Origin of the sequence: Lactobacillus sp. ESL0681 (assembly GCF_029392835.1) — a bacterium.
Lineage (GTDB): Bacteria > Bacillota > Bacilli > Lactobacillales > Lactobacillaceae > Lactobacillus.
Genome location: NZ_CP113943.1, coordinates 1,382,095 through 1,401,860 on the forward strand (window position 1 = coordinate 1,382,095; position 19,766 = coordinate 1,401,860).

A 19,766-nucleotide genomic window follows, 5' to 3' on the forward strand; every position below is an offset into this window, starting at 1 on the left:
TTTCGAGCTTGTCAATACAAAAATCGAACTATTTAAAATATATTAGCTTAAATAATTCGTATTTAAATTTGACTAATGTCAATTGACTTGGTAAAATTATTACCGTAATATTGTGGAATTTTATGAGGTGAATAGTAATGACAGCAGTTGCAGTTGTTGGTAGCCAATGGGGCGATGAAGGTAAAGGTAAAATTACAGATTTTTTAAGTAAAGACGCAGCTTATGCAGTCCGGGCAAATGGCGGTAATAATGCTGGCCATACCATAGAAATCGATGATAAAACTTTTAAAATGAGATTAACACCATCAGGGATTTTTACTGCTAAAAGTGCTGTAATTGGTAATGGTGTGGTAATTAATCCAGAAGTTCTGCTGGGTGAGCTTGAGAACCTTGAGGCTAACAATATTGATACTAGCAAGCTTAAGATTTCTAATCGGGCGCATGTCATCATGCCTTATGATATTCTGCAGGATGAATATCAAGAAGAAGTAAAGGGCGCTAATAAGATTGGCACCACTAAGAATGGAATTGGTCCAACTTATATGGATAAGGCTTCGAGAATTGGTATCAGAGTTTGTGATTTACTAGAAAAAGAGACATTAGCTGAAAAGTTACATGCTAATTTGACTGAAAAGAATGATTTGTTTACCAAAGTTTATGGTAAACCTGCGTTAGAGTTTGACGAAATTTTTGAGCAATATTATGAATATGGACAAAAATTAGCTCAGTATGTTACTGACACCTCTGTTTTGGTTAATGATGCCCTAGATCGCAATGAAAATGTGCTACTTGAAGGTGCCCAAGGAGTAATGCTAGATATTGATGAAGGCACCTATCCTTATGTGACTTCATCGAATACCATCTCTGGTGGAATTGCTAGTGGAATTGGAGTTGGCGCTAACCGCTTGCAAACGGTAATTGGTGTCTGCAAGGCTTATACGACTAGGGTAGGTGAGGGACCATTTCCAACTGAATTACTTGATGCTACCGGGGATCGGATTCGCGATACTGCACATGAATATGGAACGGTTACTGGTCGTCCGCGTCGAGTTGGTTGGTTTGATTCAGTTGCTTTGCGTCATGCTAAAAGAGTTGCTGGGATTACTGCCTTGAGTCTGAACTTACTTGATATTTTTAGTGGATTTGATCGTATTAAAGTTGCGACAGCTTATGAACTTGATGGACAAACGATTGACTATTATCCAGCTAGTTTGAAGGAATTAGATCGTTGTAAACCAGTCTATGAGGAATTACCTGCTTGGGATGAAGACATTACTGGCGCTAAGAGTTGGTCTGACTTGCCAAAGAATGCTCAGAGTTTTTTAAAACGCATTAGTGAATTAGTTGGTGTGCCGTTAGTAACGGTTTCGCTCGGACCTGAACGCCAACAAACGATTGTTTTACAAGATCCATGGGAATTATAAGTTATGCTTGAACGTTATACACGACCACAAATGGGTCAAGTCTGGACAGATGAAAATAAATATGCGACTTGGCTACAAGTTGAAATTGCGGCCACAAATGCGTGGAGTGAAATTGGCGAAGTTCCAAAAGCAGATGCAGTAAAAATTGCCCAGAATGCTAGCTTTACAGCTGAAAGGGTTGCCGAACTTGAACAGGTAACCCATCATGATGTGGTTGCCTTTACTCGGACAGTTTCTGAAAGCCTTGGCCCAGAGAAAAAATGGGTTCATTTTGGGCTGACTTCAACTGATGTGGTTGATACAGCTCAAGGACTACAATTAAAGCAAGCCGATGAGATTATCAGACAAGATTTACAAGCTTTAAAGCAGACGATTGCACAAAAAGCAATCAAATATAAGTATACGGTTGAAATGGGGCGTACACATGGTGTACAAGCTGAACCAACAACTTTTGGCTTAAAATTAGCTCGCTGGTATGCGGAAATTAACCGAGACATAGACCGCTTTGAGCACGCGGCTAAAGGAGTGGAGTCTGGCAAAATTTCTGGAGCAGTGGGTACCTTTGCTAACGTTCCACCAGCAGTTGAGATCAGCGTGATGCAGCAACTGGGATTAACGCGTCAGCCGATTACTAGCCAAATCTTACCGCGTGATTTACATGCGGAATATATTGCTACTTTGGCTTTGATTGCGACTAGTATTGAAAACTGGGCAACAGAAATTCGCGGCTTGCAACGTTCGGAAATCCATGAAGTTGAAGAACATTTTAGAGCGGGCCAAAAAGGCTCATCAGCTATGCCACATAAACGTAATCCGATTGGTTCTGAAAATTTGTGTGGGATGGCAAGAGTTCTGCGTGGCAATATTGTTACTGCTTATGAAGATGTTTCTTTATGGCATGAGCGTGATATTTCGCATTCTAGTGCTGAACGAGTAATTTTGCCGGATACGACAATTGGCATTGATTACATGCTTGATCGCTTCAATCGTATTTTGGCTAATCTCGATGTTTTTCCTGAAACGATGTGCAAAAACATGGATAAAACCTATGGCTTAATCTATTCACAAAGACTTCTGCTTAAGTTAATTGATGAAGCGGGTTTGGCTCGTGAAACAGCTTATGACATGGTGCAGCAGTTAACCGCTAAGTCTTGGAATGAAGGCATTTCATTTAAAAAATTAGTGGAAAATAGTGAGATTGTAAATTATTTATCTCAGGCAGAGATTGATGATGCATTCGATTATCACTATCATTTGCGTCATGTTGATGAAATCTTTGCTCAGTTAGGACTTGAATAAATGTTTGAAAGCAGACTGTTAATAAGCCTGCTTTTTTGATACCTGCAAAAATTACATCTTAGTCTTAAAAATTGACCACTTATGCAAAGAAGCTAGATTTTAATAATAAATTAGCGTTTAATAAAATAGTGAAAGGCAGGTGAGAATCATGAAAGTTAAGATTGATCTTGATCCCGATATTGCAGAACCTGTGGTGACAATTCATGCCAAAGAATTATCGGCAGAAGTTGAGCAAGTTTATCGGCAACTTCAGGAGGTTAATAAACGACCAGATCAGCTTGAGTGTCATAAAGATGGTGCTTCATATTATTTGTATTTAACTGATATTTTGTTTTTTGAGACAGAAGAGCGACAGGTGATTGCTCATACTAAGCGTGAATCGTTCAGTATTGATTATAAGTTATACGAACTTGAGGATTTGTTAAGTAGTCAGTTTATGCGGGTGTCGAAGTCAACGATTTTAAATTTAAGGCAAGTATACGCGTTGACCAGATCGATTTCGAATTGTCAGGTACACTTTCATGATACTTATAAAGCTGTCTATGTTTCACGACACTATTACCATAGTTTACGTGATCGGTTAAATGAGAGAAGGTCATTATAATGAAGAAACATAAAATTAAAGAAATATTTTGGGGCCTTACTTTGCTAGCTGCAGCTGCCTTTTTGGTCATGAATCAGCTTAATTTGTTGGCCTTCCAATTGAACTTTTGGACAGTCCTTTGGACAATTATTTTTGGTGCATGCTTAATCGCAGGTATAGTTAATAAAAGCATAACAGCAACAGTATTTTCTATGGCATTCTTACTAATTATTTATGCTAAACCGCTCAAAATTACACGGATTGTGCCGTGGACTGTGCTGCTGGCCGCCTGCCTAATTAGTGTGGGCTTGCATTTGATTTTTACTAAACATGGTCATAAGACCCATGTTTATGTTAATGGCCATGAATTTAAGGGGAATTGGACTAAAATGGGAACGGAAAAGTCTTTTCATGCTGATCATATTTTTGGCAGCGATAGTAAAAGTGTTGATGATGCGGATATTGTAATCAGTCAAAGAATGTCGGATGTCTCACGTTATGTGCATTCGCAGAATTTGTGCAGTGTAACTATTAATTCGCTAATGGGAAATGCTGAAGTTTATCTTGATGCTGCTACACCTGCTGGTGATACTGTAATGGTGAATATTAATTCATCAATGAGTGAAATTTCAATTTATATTCCGTTAGCTTGGCAAGTTGATGACCAACTTACTTCAGTCTTTGGTGAGGTTGAAGTACGGGGAACTTCCTCTGGCGAAGGACCGACCTTGGTTTTAACAGGTAGTAGTAAACTTGGAAATGTTAATGTTAATTATATATAAATAAAATGCGTGTCTTAATGGAACGCATTTCATGTACTATTTCTCATTACTCAGGAAGTAAAAAATAATGAAATATAAACGTGAATTTTTGCGGCAAGTAAGAAGCTATCCGGATAATTTGAAAAAATATCGTCTAGGCGATACGGTTGTTGGTGAGAGTGTTTGGTGGCGTAATTCAATTCATCCATATTCGCTAAATTTTGCGGCGTGGATAAGTCCAACAATAGATTTGAATTATCAAACACAAACTTTTACACAAATTTTGGATTTTTTGCAAAAAAGGGCAAAGAATCAAGGCTTAACGACGTTGATTACTAAAGATTATGCCCCGCAATTATTATTTAATTCACTTGCTCAAGCAGCAAATTTTGCACTTGTTAGAACGACAGTTCAACCACAGCTCTTATTAGCTAGCCTTGAATTGACGAATTTGACTATTCCTGAAGGTTTTGAAATTATTAGTTATAGTGATTTGAAAAAGCGGCCAACTGCTTTCGCAGCTTTAGCTAAGTTGAACTATCATGATTATCAGATAAGCCACATACTTAATCCAGTTGCTAAGATTGGTTTAACTGAATGGGAACGAACAATTTATAATGCTGTTTTACCTGAAGCACCAATTGCACTCATTAAAGATCAGCAGTTTTTGGCGTATTGTTTTTTGTTTGAGGATGAGCCAGGCACATTAACTTTAGGTTGGATGGGAGCTATAGAGCCAGAATATTTGGATATACTGCAAAATATTCAGCTTGATTGGGCAAAGGGAAAATATCAACAGCTTGCAGGAGAATTTGATTCAACTGATCAATTGGCAATGCATTGTTATCAAAGATTTCCTTTTGAATTGTGTCCAGTTTATGAGACTTATAAAAAAGAAATTTGATATTTGGTAAGTTAGCTATTTTTATAATTCGTTAAAGTTAAAATACTATAATAGAAAATAATCAATATATTTCTTTAAATATTTATTAAGCTATATATTCTCTTAACCATTGTAAGCGGTTAAGTGATAAGATGAGCATGAATTAAATAACAATCTTAAATGTTAAAGAGGTATATTAGCATGAAAATTAATGCAGCAGTTTTAAATGAGGCAGGGCAAAAATTAGAATTAGAAGAGTTGGTCTTAGATGAGCCAAAGAAAGATGAGGTTCTAATCAAAACGGTTGCCTCGGGAATTTGTCATAGCGATATTGAGTTCCAGGCGAGTGGCTTTGCTGGTGGTATACCAACAGTACTTGGTCACGAGGGTGCCGGAATTGTTGAAGCGGTAGGTCCTAATGTGACAACTTTTAAAAAAGGTGACCATGTTGCCGTTGGTTTTGCTTATGATGGAACTTGCAAGTTTTGTCGTAATGGTTTGCCGGGATCTTGTGAGAATTTTAACCAGCTTAATACAAGCGGTGGTCCAATGCGTGATGGTACTTATCGTTTGCATACCCAAGATAACCAAAACGTAGGTAATTTCTTTGGACAATCTTCATTTGCTGATCATATGGTTGCTAATGTTAATAACTTGGTAAAAGTACCTGAAGACTTGAATTTACGTCTGGCTGGCCCTTTAGGTTGTGGTTATATGACAGGCGCTGGAACGGTTTTGAATGCGTTAAAGCCAGAAGTCCACTCTAACTTAGTAGTATTAGGAGCTGGTTCAGTTGGTCTTGCTGCAATTATGGGTGCAGCAGTTTCTGGTTGCAAGCATATAATTGCTGTTGATCAATATGATGAGCGTTTAGCAATGGCTAAGAAGTTTGGTGCTACTGATGTTATTAATAATCAGAAGGTAGACATAGTTGAAGAAATTAACCGTATTGTTGGCTCTGCAGGTTTAAATTATGCTGTCGATACAACTGGAGAACCTGAAGTAATGAAAGCCGGTCTTGCAGCATTAACGATTAAAGGGCAGTTTGCGGTTGTAGCAATGGGGACGAAGACGATTGATAAAATTAATCCAATGATTGATATTTTGACTTTTTCTAAGACTGTTACAGGAATTATTGAGGGTGATTCGGTACCGCAAGAATTCATTCCAGAAATGATTGATCTTTATCGTGCAGGCAAGTTCCCAATTGACAAAATTGCTAAGTTTTATAAGCCAGCGCAGATTAACCAAGCAATTGCAGATTCTTTAGCTGGAACGACAATTAAACCTATTATTGTTTTTGATGAGCAATACCAAGCTTAACTTTAATAATAAAGCAGATAAGGAGTCAATATTAATGGTTGAAAATGGAACTTACACAGGTACAGCTCAAGGTCATAATGCCAAGATTACTGTGGCTGTAACTTTAGAAGATGAAAAAATATCTCAAGTTGAAGTAACTGATGAACATGAAACAGCTTTACTTTCAGAAAATGCATTGAAAATAATACCGCAAAAAATAATTGATAATCAATCGACTGCGGTAGATGCAATTACAGGAGCAACTTTTACTTCTAATGGAATACTTAAGGCAGCTCGATCTGCCTTATCCCAAGCTGGCGCTACAGCAACTGAATTTACTGCCAAAGAACAGATTACTAAGCAACAACATAATATTACGACAGATGTAGCAGTATTAGGAACTGGTCTTGCTGGTTTAGATGCTGCAATTACCGCCAAAGAAGCTGGTGCAGATGTTGTTTTAATAGAAAAAACCGGCCGTCTTGGAGGCAATTCAGTAGTTTCTGGTGGTTTTATGTATGCAACAGGAAGTAAATTTAACAAAGAAGAGGAGAACGATCCAGCTGGTCTGGTTAAATTTTATGAGGACTTTGCTGCTAAAGAAGGCGGAAAGATTGATCATGATTTAATCAAAGAAGTTGCTGAAAATTCTGGTTCGGCTGTTGATTATTATGCTGATAAATATGGGGTAGAATTCACGGCAATGCCGCTAGGTATTTCGAAAAAGCCGAAAACTCATGTTAACCTTGAAAAAGGACCTGTTGCAATTATGGGTCCGGTCATTAAGCGTGTTAGAGAGCTGGAAATACCTATTATTTATGATCAAACTCATGAAAAAATTAAAACCGAAAATGGGCAAGTTAGTGGTATAGCTACTAGCGGTAAATACGCTGATTATGATATTAACTGCAAAGCTGTTGTTATTGCAGTTGGTGGTTTTGATGGCTCGCAAACGGTACGTGACAAGTATGCCCCTAGTGCTCAAGGAACTAGATCGCTTTCAACCCCGTATGATAATGCAGATTATATTGATATTACTAGTAATTTACATGCAGCAACAGAGTTTAAAGATGGTGTCATGGGTATTGTGACTGCTAATTACTTGAGTGTTGATGGTGGTGCCAATGGATTGATTATTACAGGTAAGGCTTTAGCTGTTAATAATTTGGGTAAAAGATTTACTAAAGAAGGTCAACATTATTCATTAATGTATAATGATGCCAAAAAATCTGCTGGTAATAAGTTTTTCTGGATTTTTGACCAAAATAATGCTTCGTATGATGCTGCAAGTCAAATGCCAGAAGCCAAAAAATGTGCTTCATTGCAAGAAGTTGCAAAACTAATTGGGAGTGATTTGCAAACATTGCAAAGAACTGTTGCCGATTATAATGCAGCTGCGACAAATGGCGATGCTGATTTTGGCAGGGATGATATTGTTCCGGTTGCTAGTGATGGTCCTTATTATGTGATAGAGGGCTATCCGACAACAGTAGCTGGCTTTGGTGGCTTGAAGATCACACCTGATGCACAAGTTTTAGATACTAGTAATCAGCCGATTGCTGGTGTATATGCTGCAGGAGAGGCTGCGAGTGGGCAATTATTTGTTCATACCTATCCTGCAACTGGAACGATGTTAACAGTTTGTACAGTATTTGGCAGAATTGCTGGACAAAATGCTGCTGAATATGCTAAAGAATAATTTTACTATGGGAGATTATAAATAATGATAGTTAATAAAAACACTTATTATGATGCTAGTTATGACGTAGTTGTGCTAGGATTTGGGGGAGCTGGAGCGACAGCTGCTCGCTTTGCCGCAGATGATGGAGCTAAAGTCTTATTGGTAGATTCCGCTCCGGAAGGCCATGAAGGTGGTAATACTAGATATGCTGCTGAATTAGTCGGTTATAGCAGCAGCGAAGCTGACTACCGTAAATATTATGAAGGTTTAGCGCAACATTTCGAACTTGATTCTGAAGTCGAAACAACAGTCGTTCATGGAATAACCCACATGAAGGAATACTTCAAAAAATATTTAGGTGTTGACCAGCCAGTTAGCTATAAGACAATTTTGGGGCTACCAGATGATGCAATTGATGCCGATCATCCTGATCTTCCGGGTGCGAAGAGTTATGACATGATTACACTTAAACCGGGAATTTTTAACGCTTCACTTTGGAATGTTTTGCGCCAAAACGTAATTGACCGAAGTGATAACATTGATGTGTGGTATTCTTCGCCAGTTGAACACTTACTGCAGACACCTAATGGTAAAGTGGTAGGAGCACAAATTGAGCGCGATCATGTTTTATTAAATATTTATGCTAAGAACGGCGTTGTTTTAGCAACTGGTGGAATTGAAAACAATCCAGAGAAAATTCAAGATTACATTGGTTCTTATAAATTAATTCCTTTAGGGACACTTTATAATCAAGGTAAAGGAATCGATTTAGCCCATGAAGCGGGTGCTGATATGTGGCATATGTCAATGTATGCTGCTGGGGGGATGCAACAGAGCTTTGCCTTTTATGAACCAGGGATGAAGCGTGCGCCATTTTATATGGGTAATCCAGTCTTTTATACTGGTAGTATTTTTACAGTTGGTGATGATGGTACACGTTATTTCAAAGAAGATCAAGCAGCTCGTGAAGGCTATGTTGAAAATCATGGTTCTTGGTACAAGCCACTTAATCCGATTAAGCCATACTTTGTATTTGATCAAAAGCAATACGATAAGATTAGTGAATTGAAAGACTTCCCTGATAATAAGGCATTAAACTCGGTAATTAAGGCTGATACTGTGGCGGAATTAGCCGACAAAATGGGGGTTACTGCTGAAAAGTTACAAACTACTATTGATGAGTTTAACTTCTTTGCGCAAAAGGGCACTGATTATGCCTTTCATCGCGCACCTGAAACTTTAACAGAGTTTTCTGCTACTGGTCCATATTATGCTACGCCATTGGTGCAAACTATTGGTTGGTCTGAGGCTGGACCAAGACGTAACGCACGGGCTGAGATACTTGATCCTGATCATCAGCCAATTCCGCATTTGTATGGTGCAGGAGAATTGGGTAGTAATATGGCTAATCTATACCAAGGTGGCTCTGACTTAGCTGATTGTTTAATCTTTGGTAAGATTGCTGGTCAAAATGCGGCTCATCCTAAAGATGATGTTGAAGATATTTCTGCAGAAACAGCAGATCATGAACAGCATATTGGTCATCAACCACTATCTTCAGATCTTAAATCAGAAAAGTATGCTGTTGGTCCTAATCAATACTTAGGCAAATCTGATCAAGGTATGGGTGATGAAATTGTGGTTCGCGTAACTGTGGATCAGCAAAAGAATATCAAAAATGTTGAAGTCTTAAAACAAGCGGAATCAGATGATTACGGGCTTAAGGCGATCAAGGAATTGCCACAAGCGATGGTTAAAGCTAATACAGTTGATGTTGATGCCGTTTCTGGTGCATCTAACACCACAAGAGGCTTAAAAGCGGCCGTTAAAGATGCTCTAAGTAAAATTAAATAAAAGTTTCTAGACTAAAAAGTCCTGGTAGTTTAATTGCTATCAGGACTTTTTTTAATCTTAAATAAAGTAATTTTGAATTTTTAAAACCCATTATATAACTTGACTTTTTATTTCGATTTTTATAGCATGAAGTGAGCTTCATATATGTGATTAAATAAGGTGAAACGATGCCAAATTTAGTAAAAAAACTACGATTAGAATATAATTTAACTCAAGAAGAATTGGCAGAAAAGGTTAATGTGAGTAGTCGAACAATTATTTCGATTGAAAAAGGAAAATATAAGCCATCATTAGTGTTGGCATATAAACTTGCTCGTATTTTCAAGCTTAGTGTTGAAGAACTCTTTTGCTTACAGGATTATTTGGGAGAAGAAAATGAGGAAGAAACTAATTAAAAATGCTATTTGCGAAGTATTCTTTTTATTACTGGGCTTAATCGAATTAGCAGCCATCTTTTTTAGTAATGGTTGGGGTCATGAGCTAAAAGATCTTATTTTGGCGGCGCTTGGTTTCTTCATAGCCCTTGGCTATCATATTAACGCCCAAGATATTAAAAAGGGTCACAGAGATGAATTTGAAGATGATGAACGTGATCGATATGTTAGTAACGTTGCTGATGCGCGTGTACTTAAGTGGTTGAACAATATTGTGTTAATAGTGGCTGTTATCTTCGCCTTGTTATATGCTAATTTTAAAGTCGAAACATTTATAGTAATAGTAGCTATGTCAATTTTTTATTGGAATGTTAGTATGATTTTACAAATTATTTTTGGAATCATTGAAGATCGAAAAAATTAATTCGTTTAATTAAAAAAACTTCCAGAAGTAATCAACAACTGGAAGTTTTTATGTTTTGCATTACTTGTGCCAAGGCGCATTGTTCATTGTGGCAACAGTTTTGGCAATATTATTACTTTGGGCAATCATTGAAATAACGGCTGCACCAGCTGCACCAGTCTGGGCAATGGCAGTCAAATCCGTTTCTTTAATACCGCCAATTGCCACAATCGGCCGGGTACTTTCATTGACTAGCGTGGCTAAACCGGCAACGCCAATTTCTGGGTCAGCATCACTTTTGGATGTAGTGGCAAAGATGGGGCCGCTACCGTAATAATCGATACCAGCAATTTGGTTAGCTTGCTTAATTTGAGTGGAGTTGGAACAAGAATAGCCTACGATCATCTGTTCAGCTACTTCAGAGATTACTTGCTCAATCGCAGTATCACTTTGACCGACATGAATTCCTTCTGCATTAACTTTTTTAGCTAATGCAAGATCGTCATCTATAAAGAATGGTACTTGATATGCCTGACAAAGCTCATGCAAATGTTGGGCCATTGGTAAACGCTCAGCTTCCTTTAAGGTCGAATTAGTACCTTTATCACGAAACTGAAAGGCAGTGATGCCGGATTTTAATGCCGTTTCAACTATCTTAATTAGACTTTGTCCTTGTGGAATATCTTGACTGCCGCAAATAAAATAGGCTTGTAAAATGTTAGAATTAAACTTTTTCATGAAATACTCCTAAAATTGTTTGGCCCAATGATTAAGTGGGCCATGATCGTGGCCTACTTGGATCGTGTGCTCGATAGTTGCTGTGACATACTTCTTGGCTATTTTAATTGCATTAGTTAGGTCTTGGCCTAAGGCTAACTGGGAAGTAATGGCAGCAGCTAGGGTATCACCAGTTCCGTGAGTGCGCTTGGTATGGGTGCGCTTGCTACTAGTCCAAAAGCTAGAGCCGTCTGCCAGCAAAGTATAGTCACGCACATCTTCATTGTCCATGTGACCGCCCTTGATGATGACGTTCTTAACGCCCATATCTTGTAAAGTATGGGCTACATCAGGATATTGTTGTTCACTAGTGATTTTCATCCTAGTTAAAACCTCTGCTTCAGGTAAGTTAGGCGTTACTAAGGTGGCTAATGGCAATAGTTCTTTTTTGACTGTTTCAACAGCTTCATCGCTTAGTAGTTGGGCACCGCCTTTAGCTACCATTACTGGATCAACGGTAACTGGGCCGAAGTCGTATTTTTGTAAGTTTACTGCAACTTGGTGAACATGTTCGGCATCGCCTAGCATACCAGTTTTGCAGGCGCGAATATCTAAATCATCAGCTAAAGCTGCACACTGTGCGTCGATCATTTCTAATGGTAAGAGATGGGTAGCTTGTACGCCTAAAGTGTTTTGAGCAGTAACGGCTACAATTACCGCGGTGCCAAAAACTTGTTGCATTTGAAAGGTTTTTAAGTCTGCCATAACACCTGCCCCGCCACTCGAATCTGTACCTGCAATCGTTAGTACTTGGGGAAATGAATTAATTTTTTCTACCATAATATTTACCTTTCTTAATCAAATTTAGCAATTTTTACTAGGTCGGGAACCTGCACTTTAGCTAAAGCATCAATTAATTTAATGCCAAAAGTTCCGGGTCCGAGATCGGATTGTTGGTTAACTAGTAATTCTCCCGTGGCAGAAAAAACTAGTGTAGCAGTCTCGGCTGCTTCAAAGAGGTTGTCACATACCGCCGCAAAAGCTGCAACAATGCTAGATAGCATGTCGCCAGAACCAACGTGGGCTTGGAAGAGTGGACTACCATTATAAACGTGAGCGATTTGTTGACCATCACTAATCGTGTCAACAGCGCCACTGGTAATGACTACGCAGTGATATTTTTGAGCAACTTGCTTAGTGATTTCGTCTAAGTCTCCTGTACCAGAACCGGCGTCGATGCCCTTAGCTTGCCAATTAAAGTTGCCCAAGGCGGCAATTTCGCCAGCATTGCCGCGGATAATATTTACTTGAAATTCTTTTAGCAGTTGTTCTGCAGCTTCAAGACGATAATTAACGGCACCAATAGCAACTGGATCTAGTACAATTGGTTTGTGCTGCTGCTCAGCCAATTGTCCCATTTTTAGCATATGAGCAAGTTCTGTTTGCGTCATAGTACCTAAGTTGATCTGCACTGCATTAGCCATCTTGACCATTTCGGTAGTCTCATTAATTTCTTTGCTCATAATTGGTGAGGCTCCGAGTGCATTTAAACCATTGGCAACGTCTTGGACGGTTACAAAGTTGCTTTCATTTAAAATAACTGGGTTAGCTACCCGTAATTGCTCTAATAATTCTAATTGCATAATATTCTCTCCGTTAAATTCGGTAATAATAAAAAGCCTTGGCACGTTGGGTGCCAAAGCTCAATTAGAGTGACACGTTCCTAGCGTAAGTGTTAACTTACAGGTTCAAAGGGTTTAATCTCAGCTTATCAGCACCCCTCGTGTTGTTGCCATCATTATAGCGGCTTTTGGTAGAGAATACAATAATAATCTCATTTAAATAAGATTAGTCTGATCATGCCAGGAGCTAATAAATTGAAAGTAGTTAAATTTAGCACTATGCTAGGAATACATTTTTATTAAGCAAAGGGGATTACAAATGGATCAGAAATTTTTAGAAGTAATGAAGCATGAGGGCCCGGCGACGATTATTGCCCTTAACGCCCAGCCAGCGGGAATCGTTAATACTTGGATGTCATACATTACAATTGATCAGGAAGATAACCAACTATATTTACCAGCAGCTGGAATGCATAGTATCGAAGCTGACTTTGCTGAAGATAACCATGTAGTGATCACGGTTGGTAGTAAGGAAGTTGAGGGGACAGCAGGTCCAGGTGCTGGCTTTTACATTTATGGTACAGGTAAGTTCCATGCTGAGGGCAAGTATTATGACCAATTAAAAGCTAAATTTCCTTGGCTAAGAAAAATTCTTGAGGTAAAAATTGACCGCATTGAACAAAAAATCTAGCTAACTTAAAAAGCATCCTAATTCAATAAGGATGCTTTTTTGATGCTTAATTATTTTGGAAATTACGCAAAAACTTGGTAGTTTTGTCATTTTGAGGATGATTAAAGAGCTGGTCAGGGCTGCCTTCTTCTGTGATGATACCGTCGCTGATGAACAAGACTTGATCGGCTACGTCGCGGGCAAAGGCCATTTCGTGGGTTACGATAATCATCGTTAAACCTGTTGTGGCTAAGTTCTTCATTACACTTAAAACTTCTCCAACCATCTCGGGATCAAGAGCTGAAGTTGGTTCATCAAATAATAAAATCTCAGGATCCATGGAAATGGCTCGGGCGATAGCTACTCGTTGTTGCTGACCGCCGGATAATTGGTTGGGTCTAGCATCAACGTATTCTGCCATGCCGACTTTTTCCAAATTAGCTAAGGCAATTTGTTTAGCCTCTTCTTTTGATCTTTTAAGGACTAACTCTTGACCTACCATGCAATTAGCTAAGACATTTTTATTTTCAAATAAATCAAATTGTTGGAAAACCATCCCCACTTTAGCCCGATAAATGTTGCGATTATAGTTTTCTGCTAGGACATTTTTGCCGTGAAAATCGATTTCACCAGCACTCGGCTCCTCTAGTAAGTTGATGCACCGCAAGGTAGTTGATTTACCACCACCGGAAGGGCCGATAATCGTTGCGATTTCGCCTTTATTGATGTCAAAGGAGATATCACGTAACACTTCATGATTGCCGAAGGATTTCTTAATATGCTTTAAACTTAAAATGGTTTCGTTTGCTTGTGTCATTATTTCTTGACCTCTGTTTCATTATTAGTTCCGACCTGTACTTGATTAGCCATTAGATTATAGTTCTTGCTTCCTGCCAAGCGTTTTTCAATCAAGTTGAAAATTCTGGTAATTGTGAACGTTAAGATTAGGTAAATTGCTGAAATGGTCAGGTAAGTTGGGAAGAACTTGAAAGTTTGACTGGCAATTGTGGTACCAACGAAGAATAATTCCGAAACCGAGATGATACTCAAGACTGAGGTATCCTTGATATTAACGATAAATTCATTGGTAATTGATGGTAAACAATTCTTGATTGCTTGCGGTAAAATAATGTGCCACATTCTTTGGTTGTGTGTCATTCCCAGTGCACTAGCAGCTTCGAATTGTCCCTCAGGTGTAGAAGTAATCCCACCGCGAATAATCTCAGCTAAGTAGGCACCAGTATTAATAGAAACAATAATTAATGCGGCAACTGTTCGGTCAATGCTCAGGTGCCAAAATTGGGCGATACCATAGTAGATAACGGCAGCTTGCACCATCATTGGAGTACCCCGAAAGATTTCGATATAGACTGCAAGCAACCAATCAACAAATTTCAATCCCCATCTTTTTGGTCGTGACTTTGGAGTTGGGATAGTTCTAATGATACCTACTAATAGACCGATGAAGAAGCCAGCAATGGTTCCGACTGAAGCTAGTAGCAAGGTCATGCCAATTCCGTTCAGAATCATGCCACCGTATTCTTGCCACATGGAGACGAACCAGTTTGTTTGTTTCCCTTTCTTGGAAGACTTATCACTCTTAGGTTGCTGTTTAACGGCCTCATTCATCAACTTGGTTCTTTTAGCTTCTGGAATAGTTGCTAAAATGCGGTTAACGTCTTTGAGCAGCTTTTTATTAGGCTTAGCAATCCCAATCGAAGTAATTGATTCGTCTTTAGTTGCGTGGAAACCCGCCATTTTGCTGACAGCGATTGCCTTAATATCAGGATCGACTAGCTTGAAAGAGGTCGATTCAGTGTCTTCTGCTACATAGCCATCGATTGTTCCAGAGATTAAGCTCTGCCGCATAGCTGCGAAGTCACGCATTGCTGGTTGTCTCTTAGCCCCCTTTAATTGCTTGATTAATTGGTAGTGGAAGGTTCCTTGCTGTGCAGTTAACTTGGCGCCTTTAAAGTCGTTTAAACTTTTAGCGTTAGCATATTTACTGTTGATTTTAGTAATTACAACGAAAGTGCTGCGTTTATATGGCTTAGAAAAATTAATCGCTTTTTCACGCTGTGGGGTTGGACTCATGCCGGCGATGATCAAGTCAGCTTTACCACTAGTTAAAGCGGGCAAAAGACCGTCCCATTCGGTTTTAACCACTTCAACTTTGCGGTGTAATTGTTTACCGATGATTTTCGCAATTTTGACATCATAACCGTTAGCGTAAGCACTTGAACCATTGATTGGTACTGCACCGTTAGCCTTAGTGGTTTGGGTCCAGTTGTAAGGCTGATAATTTGCCTCCATGGCCACCTTCAAGGTATTAGTGTCTTTTTTAGCTACAGTTTGATCGAGATTACTGTTCAAACCAATTGCTAAACTTAACAGTCCAGCAAATAGGACTGCTAACCACTTATTTTTTGACTTCACTTTGAAAACCTCCGTAAATAGTTTCAAACGTAAGCCAATACAATAAAAAAGCGTAAATAAAAACCTCGTTATCTAAGCCAGACAACGAGGTAATAATCAATCATTATTATAGATAAATCAGATAGCGCTCCCCGGGGAAAACCGGGACAGTCCGCAAGATATGCTCTTGCGTCCCAACGAAAACATTGCAGCAAATAATCTTTTCGTTTCGGCGACAATTCTTACATTAGCCTTCTTCGTGTTTGCTCACTCAGACTAAATTCGTAATTGACGCGACCTCTATTGCATTGGAAATTATTTAATTAATGAAAATAATAGTTGAGAAAATCAGCTTTGTCAATCTTTTTCTTTAAAAAAGCATTATAATGAGCCTTGAAAGTGGAAACTTAGGAGAATACTAATGAATAAATTATTATTTACTTGTTCAGCAATTGGTTCTGATCATCGTTTTAAATTACTTAATACCAAATTGGGACAAAACGAATCACCTGAATTTATCCTCAAAAATTTAGATCCACATGCTAAAAGCATTGCAATTATTTTAGAGGATTTAAGTCATCCATTGATTCATAATTTTACCCATTGGGTAATTTGGAATATACCAGCAACAACAATTATTGCAGGTAAGATACCTGCTGGCAAAAGAGTCGCAAATATTAAAGCGGTACAGGGACGAGCATATGGTTGGCATCAGTATGCAGGTCCCAAGCCGCCGCGTGGTCAAAAACATGATTATCGATTTACTGTTTATTCTTTAGCGGAATATTTGGATTTACCTACTAGTGCTAATAAGCGTCAATTTTTCAAGGCAAGTCAGGGTAAAATTATTCAAGCAGGGCAGTTAACTGGTAGTTTTAAACGATGAATAATTATTTATTTAGTCAAATATTTTCTGGCAAATCTTTCATAAAATTCGCAAGCTGATAAGTATTCTGCAACATCAACGTATTCGTTAACTTTGTGTGCTGAAGCATTACCAGGTCCCGCTACTAGCATAACTGGTGGGGTAGGACTCTGGCTAAATTTAGAAGCATCAGTTGTACCTGATTCAGTTACTAGTTTGACGCGATGACCAACAATGTCACTCATCATTTCTTGGGCGGCTAAGAGATACTCGTTATGTTTATCTCCCATGACGGGCTCACCGAGGTAATCGTATTGCAGCGTAAATTGGTGTCGCGGCAATTGATTTATTTCATTTAGAACGTCTGTTAAAACTGCCTGAATATCTGCGACGGTGTATAACGGATTGATCCGAATATTTCCCCGAGCAGTGACTTTGCTGGGCATATTGTTAATCTGGTCACCACCAGAAATCATGGTGATATTGTGGATTACAGGCCCCATTTTTGGATCGACGCGTGGTAAATTTCGTAATTTTTGATTTGCCAAGTTGATAAAATCATACATATTATCAATGGCATTTAAGACGCCAACTTGATCAGTCCTGGCAACTGCACCTTGAGAAGTGACAGTATAGTCAATATCGCCATTGCTAGCATAAGAGATATTGAGATCGGTGGTATCTTCACCAATGATTAAAACATCTAAATCATCGACATAGCCTTGTTTAGTTAATTCCTCTGAACCCCATTGACCAGTTTCTTCACCAACTGACATTAACAAGCGTAATTCACCGCTTAAAGGTACGTTTTCTTCAAGTAAAGTTAGCAGAGTACTGATCATTCCTGCTAGTCCGCTCTTCATATCGGTAGTGCCGCGTCCATAGATTTTAGTATCATGATCGTATAATTTCCCAGAAAAAGGATCATCATGCCAAGCAGCAGGATTGCCCAAGTTAACTACGTCCATATGACCGGAAAAGCCTAACTTGAAATTACCATCTGTTGGTCCAATTGAAATTACCGCACTTTCACGATCTCCTTGATAAGGAATCCGAGTGAACCGAACACGTTCGCCATAGGGGGCAAACAGACTGGCTACGTAGTCAACGACCTGCTTTTCATGGTCATCAATCGTAGGGATTTGGATTAAGTGCTGTAATAGCTTGATTTGTTGTTGCTGATTCATTTTGGTTACTCCTCTTAATTAATTATGTGATTGGGTTTGGCCAACTTGCACTTGGTTAGCCATTAGATTGTAATTTTGCTTACCATTAAGGCGCTTTTCAATTAAATTAAAAATTCTGGTAATAGTGAAGGTCAGGATTAAGTAGATGGCTGAAATGGTGAGGTAGGTCGGGAAAAACTTAAAGGTCTGACTGGCAATGGTGGAACCAACAAAGAATAGCTCGGAAACAGAGATAATACTCAAAACAGAAGTATCTTTGATGTTAACGATGAATTCGTTGGTGATTGACGGCAAGCAATTTTTAATAGCCTGCGGCAAGATAATATGCCACATCTTTTGACTATGAGTCATGCCTAAGGCACTAGCGGCTTCAAATTGTCCTTGCGGTGTAGAAGTGATCCCGCCGCGAATAATTTCGGCTAAATAGGCGCCAGTATTAATAGAAACAATCAGTAGTGCTGCTACTGTTCGATCAATATTTAAATGCCAAAACTGTGCAATGCCATAATAGATTACTGCTGCCTGAACCATCATCGGCGTACCACGAAAGACTTCAATATAAACGGCCAGTAGCCAGTCAAGCAATTTTAGACCCCATCTTTTAGACCGCTTTTTGGGTATCGGAATAGTTCTAATGATACCGACAAGCAGACCGATGAAGAAGCCAGCGATTGTGCCAACTGCTGCCAGCAGTAAGGTCATGCCAATGCCGTTGATGAGCATACCGCCGTACTGGTCAAGCATTGCAATCAGCCAATTTGTCTGCTTAGTAGACTGGCCCTTTTTAGCATGGGTGGTTTTAGGCTGCTCCTTAATAGCAGCTGTCATTAGCTTTTTTCGTTTAGCAGTTGAAATAGTTGCGAGAACTTGATTGACTTCTTTGCGTAATTTTTGATTGGTTTTCGCAACACCGATACAAGATACCATTTGATCCTGCGTGAGGTGAAAACCCTTCATATTGTTAAGCGGCACTGCTTTGATATCTGGATCAACTAATTTAAAAGAAATGGCTTCTGTTGAATCTGCAATATAACCGTCGATGGTACCAGAGATTAGACTTTGACGCATTGCGGAAAAATCACGCATAGGTGGCTGCTTTTTGGCACCCTTTAACTGATTAATCAGCTTGTAGTGAAAGGTACCTTGTTGCGAAGTTAGCTTGGCGCCTTTAAAATCGGTCAGCTTTTTGGCTTTAGCATAAGGATTATTGACTTTAGTAATTACCACAAAGGTACCACTCCAATATGGCTTGGAGAAATCAATGGCTTTGGCTCTTTGCGGCGTAGGACTCATACCTGCAATAATTAGGTCAGCTTTGCCACTGGTTAAAGCTGGCAAGAGACCGTCCCATTCGGTTTTGGCAACTACCACTTTGCGGTGCAATTTTTTACCGATGATCTTAGCAACTTTGACATCATAACCGTTAGCATAAGTATTGGAACCCTCGATTGGAACGGCGCCATTAGAACTGGTCGTTTGTGTCCAATTGTTTGGCGAATAATTAGCTTCCATTGCTACGGTCAGGGTATTGCCATCTTTTTTAGCAGCCATAGTTTGCGTGTTAGTCGCCATGGTTCCGCATATTATGCTGAAAATAACTGCAATCATTGCAATTAACCCATTATTTTTTGACTTCATTTTGAAAACCTCCGAAAAAATTCTTTCAAATAAAGCCAATACAATAAAAAGCGTAAAATAAAAACCTCATTGTAGTACAACTACAATG

General features: G+C 39.0%; 19 protein-coding genes and 2 riboswitches. Of the genes, 12 read left to right on the forward strand and 7 right to left on the reverse strand.

The features are described 5' to 3' along the window. The first annotated feature begins 137 nt into the window (after positions 1 to 137). The 10 genes from OZX59_RS06605 to OZX59_RS06650 all read left to right on the forward strand — a co-directional run bounded on the left by OZX59_RS06605 (position 138) and on the right by OZX59_RS06650 (position 10,585). Complete coding sequence (locus tag OZX59_RS06605) at positions 138 to 1,424, forward strand: adenylosuccinate synthase (protein ID WP_277125434.1); 1,287 nt, start codon at positions 138 to 140, stop codon at positions 1,422 to 1,424. Positions 1,425 to 1,427: 3 nt separating this feature from the next. Then, on the forward strand, positions 1,428 to 2,723 hold the full coding sequence (purB, locus tag OZX59_RS06610) for an adenylosuccinate lyase (RefSeq protein ID WP_277125436.1): 1,296 nt from the start codon (positions 1,428 to 1,430) through the stop codon (positions 2,721 to 2,723). Positions 2,724 to 2,871: 148 nt separating this feature from the next. Continuing rightward, a complete protein-coding gene (locus tag OZX59_RS06615; RefSeq protein ID WP_277125438.1) occupies positions 2,872 to 3,327 on the forward strand; it encodes a LytTR family DNA-binding domain-containing protein in 456 nt (151 codons plus the stop codon). Beyond that, a complete protein-coding gene (locus OZX59_RS06620) occupies positions 3,327 to 4,088 on the forward strand; it encodes a hypothetical protein (protein WP_277125440.1) in 762 nt (253 codons plus the stop codon). Before OZX59_RS06615 ends, OZX59_RS06620 begins: the two co-directional genes overlap by 1 nt. 67 nt (positions 4,089 to 4,155) lie before the next feature. Beyond that, positions 4,156 to 4,971: a hypothetical protein gene (locus tag OZX59_RS06625; protein ID WP_277125442.1), complete on the forward strand. Its 816-nt coding sequence runs from the start codon at positions 4,156 to 4,158 to the stop codon at positions 4,969 to 4,971. A 180-nt stretch (positions 4,972 to 5,151) separates the two neighbouring features. Continuing rightward, positions 5,152 to 6,273 carry an NAD(P)-dependent alcohol dehydrogenase gene (locus OZX59_RS06630; protein WP_277125444.1) on the forward strand — a complete coding sequence of 374 codons (1,122 nt, stop codon included), beginning with the start codon at positions 5,152 to 5,154 and terminating at the stop codon, positions 6,271 to 6,273. A 34-nt stretch (positions 6,274 to 6,307) separates the two neighbouring features. Continuing rightward, on the forward strand, positions 6,308 to 7,951 hold the full coding sequence (locus tag OZX59_RS06635) for an FAD-binding protein (protein ID WP_277125446.1): 1,644 nt from the start codon (positions 6,308 to 6,310) through the stop codon (positions 7,949 to 7,951). A gap of 24 nt (positions 7,952 to 7,975) precedes the next feature. Then, positions 7,976 to 9,787, forward strand: a complete 1,812-nt coding sequence (locus OZX59_RS06640) for an FAD-binding protein (RefSeq protein ID WP_277125449.1) — start codon at positions 7,976 to 7,978, stop codon at positions 9,785 to 9,787. Positions 9,788 to 9,954: 167 nt separating this feature from the next. Then, complete coding sequence (locus tag OZX59_RS06645; protein WP_277125451.1) at positions 9,955 to 10,182, forward strand: helix-turn-helix transcriptional regulator; 228 nt, start codon at positions 9,955 to 9,957, stop codon at positions 10,180 to 10,182. After that, entirely contained in the window at positions 10,163 to 10,585 is a 423-nt protein-coding gene (locus OZX59_RS06650) for a hypothetical protein (protein WP_277125453.1), read from the forward strand. The genes OZX59_RS06645 and OZX59_RS06650 overlap by 20 nt, the downstream gene beginning before the upstream one ends. 60 nt (positions 10,586 to 10,645) lie before the next feature. Here OZX59_RS06650 and thiE read toward each other — a convergent pair whose 3' ends face one another. From thiE to thiM, 3 genes are read right to left on the reverse strand one after another with little or no spacing between them, the layout of a single operon-like run. Then, positions 10,646 to 11,302 carry a thiamine phosphate synthase gene (thiE, locus tag OZX59_RS06655; RefSeq protein WP_277125455.1) on the reverse strand — a complete coding sequence of 219 codons (657 nt, stop codon included), beginning with the start codon at positions 11,300 to 11,302 and terminating at the stop codon, positions 10,646 to 10,648. A 9-nt stretch (positions 11,303 to 11,311) separates the two neighbouring features. After that, positions 11,312 to 12,121: a bifunctional hydroxymethylpyrimidine kinase/phosphomethylpyrimidine kinase gene (gene thiD / locus OZX59_RS06660; protein ID WP_277125457.1), complete on the reverse strand. Its 810-nt coding sequence runs from the start codon at positions 12,119 to 12,121 to the stop codon at positions 11,312 to 11,314. A 14-nt stretch (positions 12,122 to 12,135) separates the two neighbouring features. Then, positions 12,136 to 12,924, reverse strand: a complete 789-nt coding sequence (thiM, locus tag OZX59_RS06665) for a hydroxyethylthiazole kinase (RefSeq protein ID WP_277125459.1) — start codon at positions 12,922 to 12,924, stop codon at positions 12,136 to 12,138. Positions 12,925 to 12,984: 60 nt separating this feature from the next. After that, positions 12,985 to 13,073: riboswitch (TPP riboswitch) on the reverse strand. Between the two features lie 149 nt (positions 13,074 to 13,222). On the opposite strand from thiM, the gene OZX59_RS06670 reads away from it, so the two are divergent. Next, a complete protein-coding gene (locus OZX59_RS06670) occupies positions 13,223 to 13,594 on the forward strand; it encodes a pyridoxamine 5'-phosphate oxidase family protein (RefSeq protein WP_277125461.1) in 372 nt (123 codons plus the stop codon). A 46-nt stretch (positions 13,595 to 13,640) separates the two neighbouring features. On the opposite strand, the gene OZX59_RS06675 is transcribed toward OZX59_RS06670, so the two are convergent. Both OZX59_RS06675 and OZX59_RS06680 read right to left on the reverse strand, forming a co-directional pair. Continuing rightward, positions 13,641 to 14,390: an amino acid ABC transporter ATP-binding protein gene (locus OZX59_RS06675; RefSeq protein WP_277125463.1), complete on the reverse strand. Its 750-nt coding sequence runs from the start codon at positions 14,388 to 14,390 to the stop codon at positions 13,641 to 13,643. After that, entirely contained in the window at positions 14,390 to 16,009 is a 1,620-nt protein-coding gene (locus tag OZX59_RS06680) for an ABC transporter substrate-binding protein/permease (protein ID WP_277125464.1), read from the reverse strand. Before OZX59_RS06680 ends, OZX59_RS06675 begins: the two co-directional genes overlap by 1 nt. Before the next feature lie 114 nt (positions 16,010 to 16,123). Beyond that, positions 16,124 to 16,299: riboswitch (Lysine riboswitch) on the reverse strand. Positions 16,300 to 16,409: 110 nt separating this feature from the next. Here OZX59_RS06680 and OZX59_RS06685 point away from each other — a divergent pair. After that, a complete protein-coding gene (locus tag OZX59_RS06685) occupies positions 16,410 to 16,874 on the forward strand; it encodes a YbhB/YbcL family Raf kinase inhibitor-like protein (protein ID WP_277125466.1) in 465 nt (154 codons plus the stop codon). A gap of 8 nt (positions 16,875 to 16,882) precedes the next feature. Here the strand turns inward: OZX59_RS06685 and OZX59_RS06690 are convergent, their stop codons facing one another. Together OZX59_RS06690 and OZX59_RS06695 are read right to left on the reverse strand one after the other, a co-directional pair. Next, positions 16,883 to 18,040 (reverse strand): ArgE/DapE family deacylase, encoded by a 1,158-nt coding sequence (locus OZX59_RS06690; protein WP_277125468.1) that lies wholly within the window; start codon positions 18,038 to 18,040, stop codon positions 16,883 to 16,885. Positions 18,041 to 18,058: 18 nt separating this feature from the next. Next, positions 18,059 to 19,678, reverse strand: a complete 1,620-nt coding sequence (locus OZX59_RS06695; protein WP_277125470.1) for an ABC transporter substrate-binding protein/permease — start codon at positions 19,676 to 19,678, stop codon at positions 18,059 to 18,061. Positions 19,679 to 19,766 lie beyond the last annotated feature (88 nt).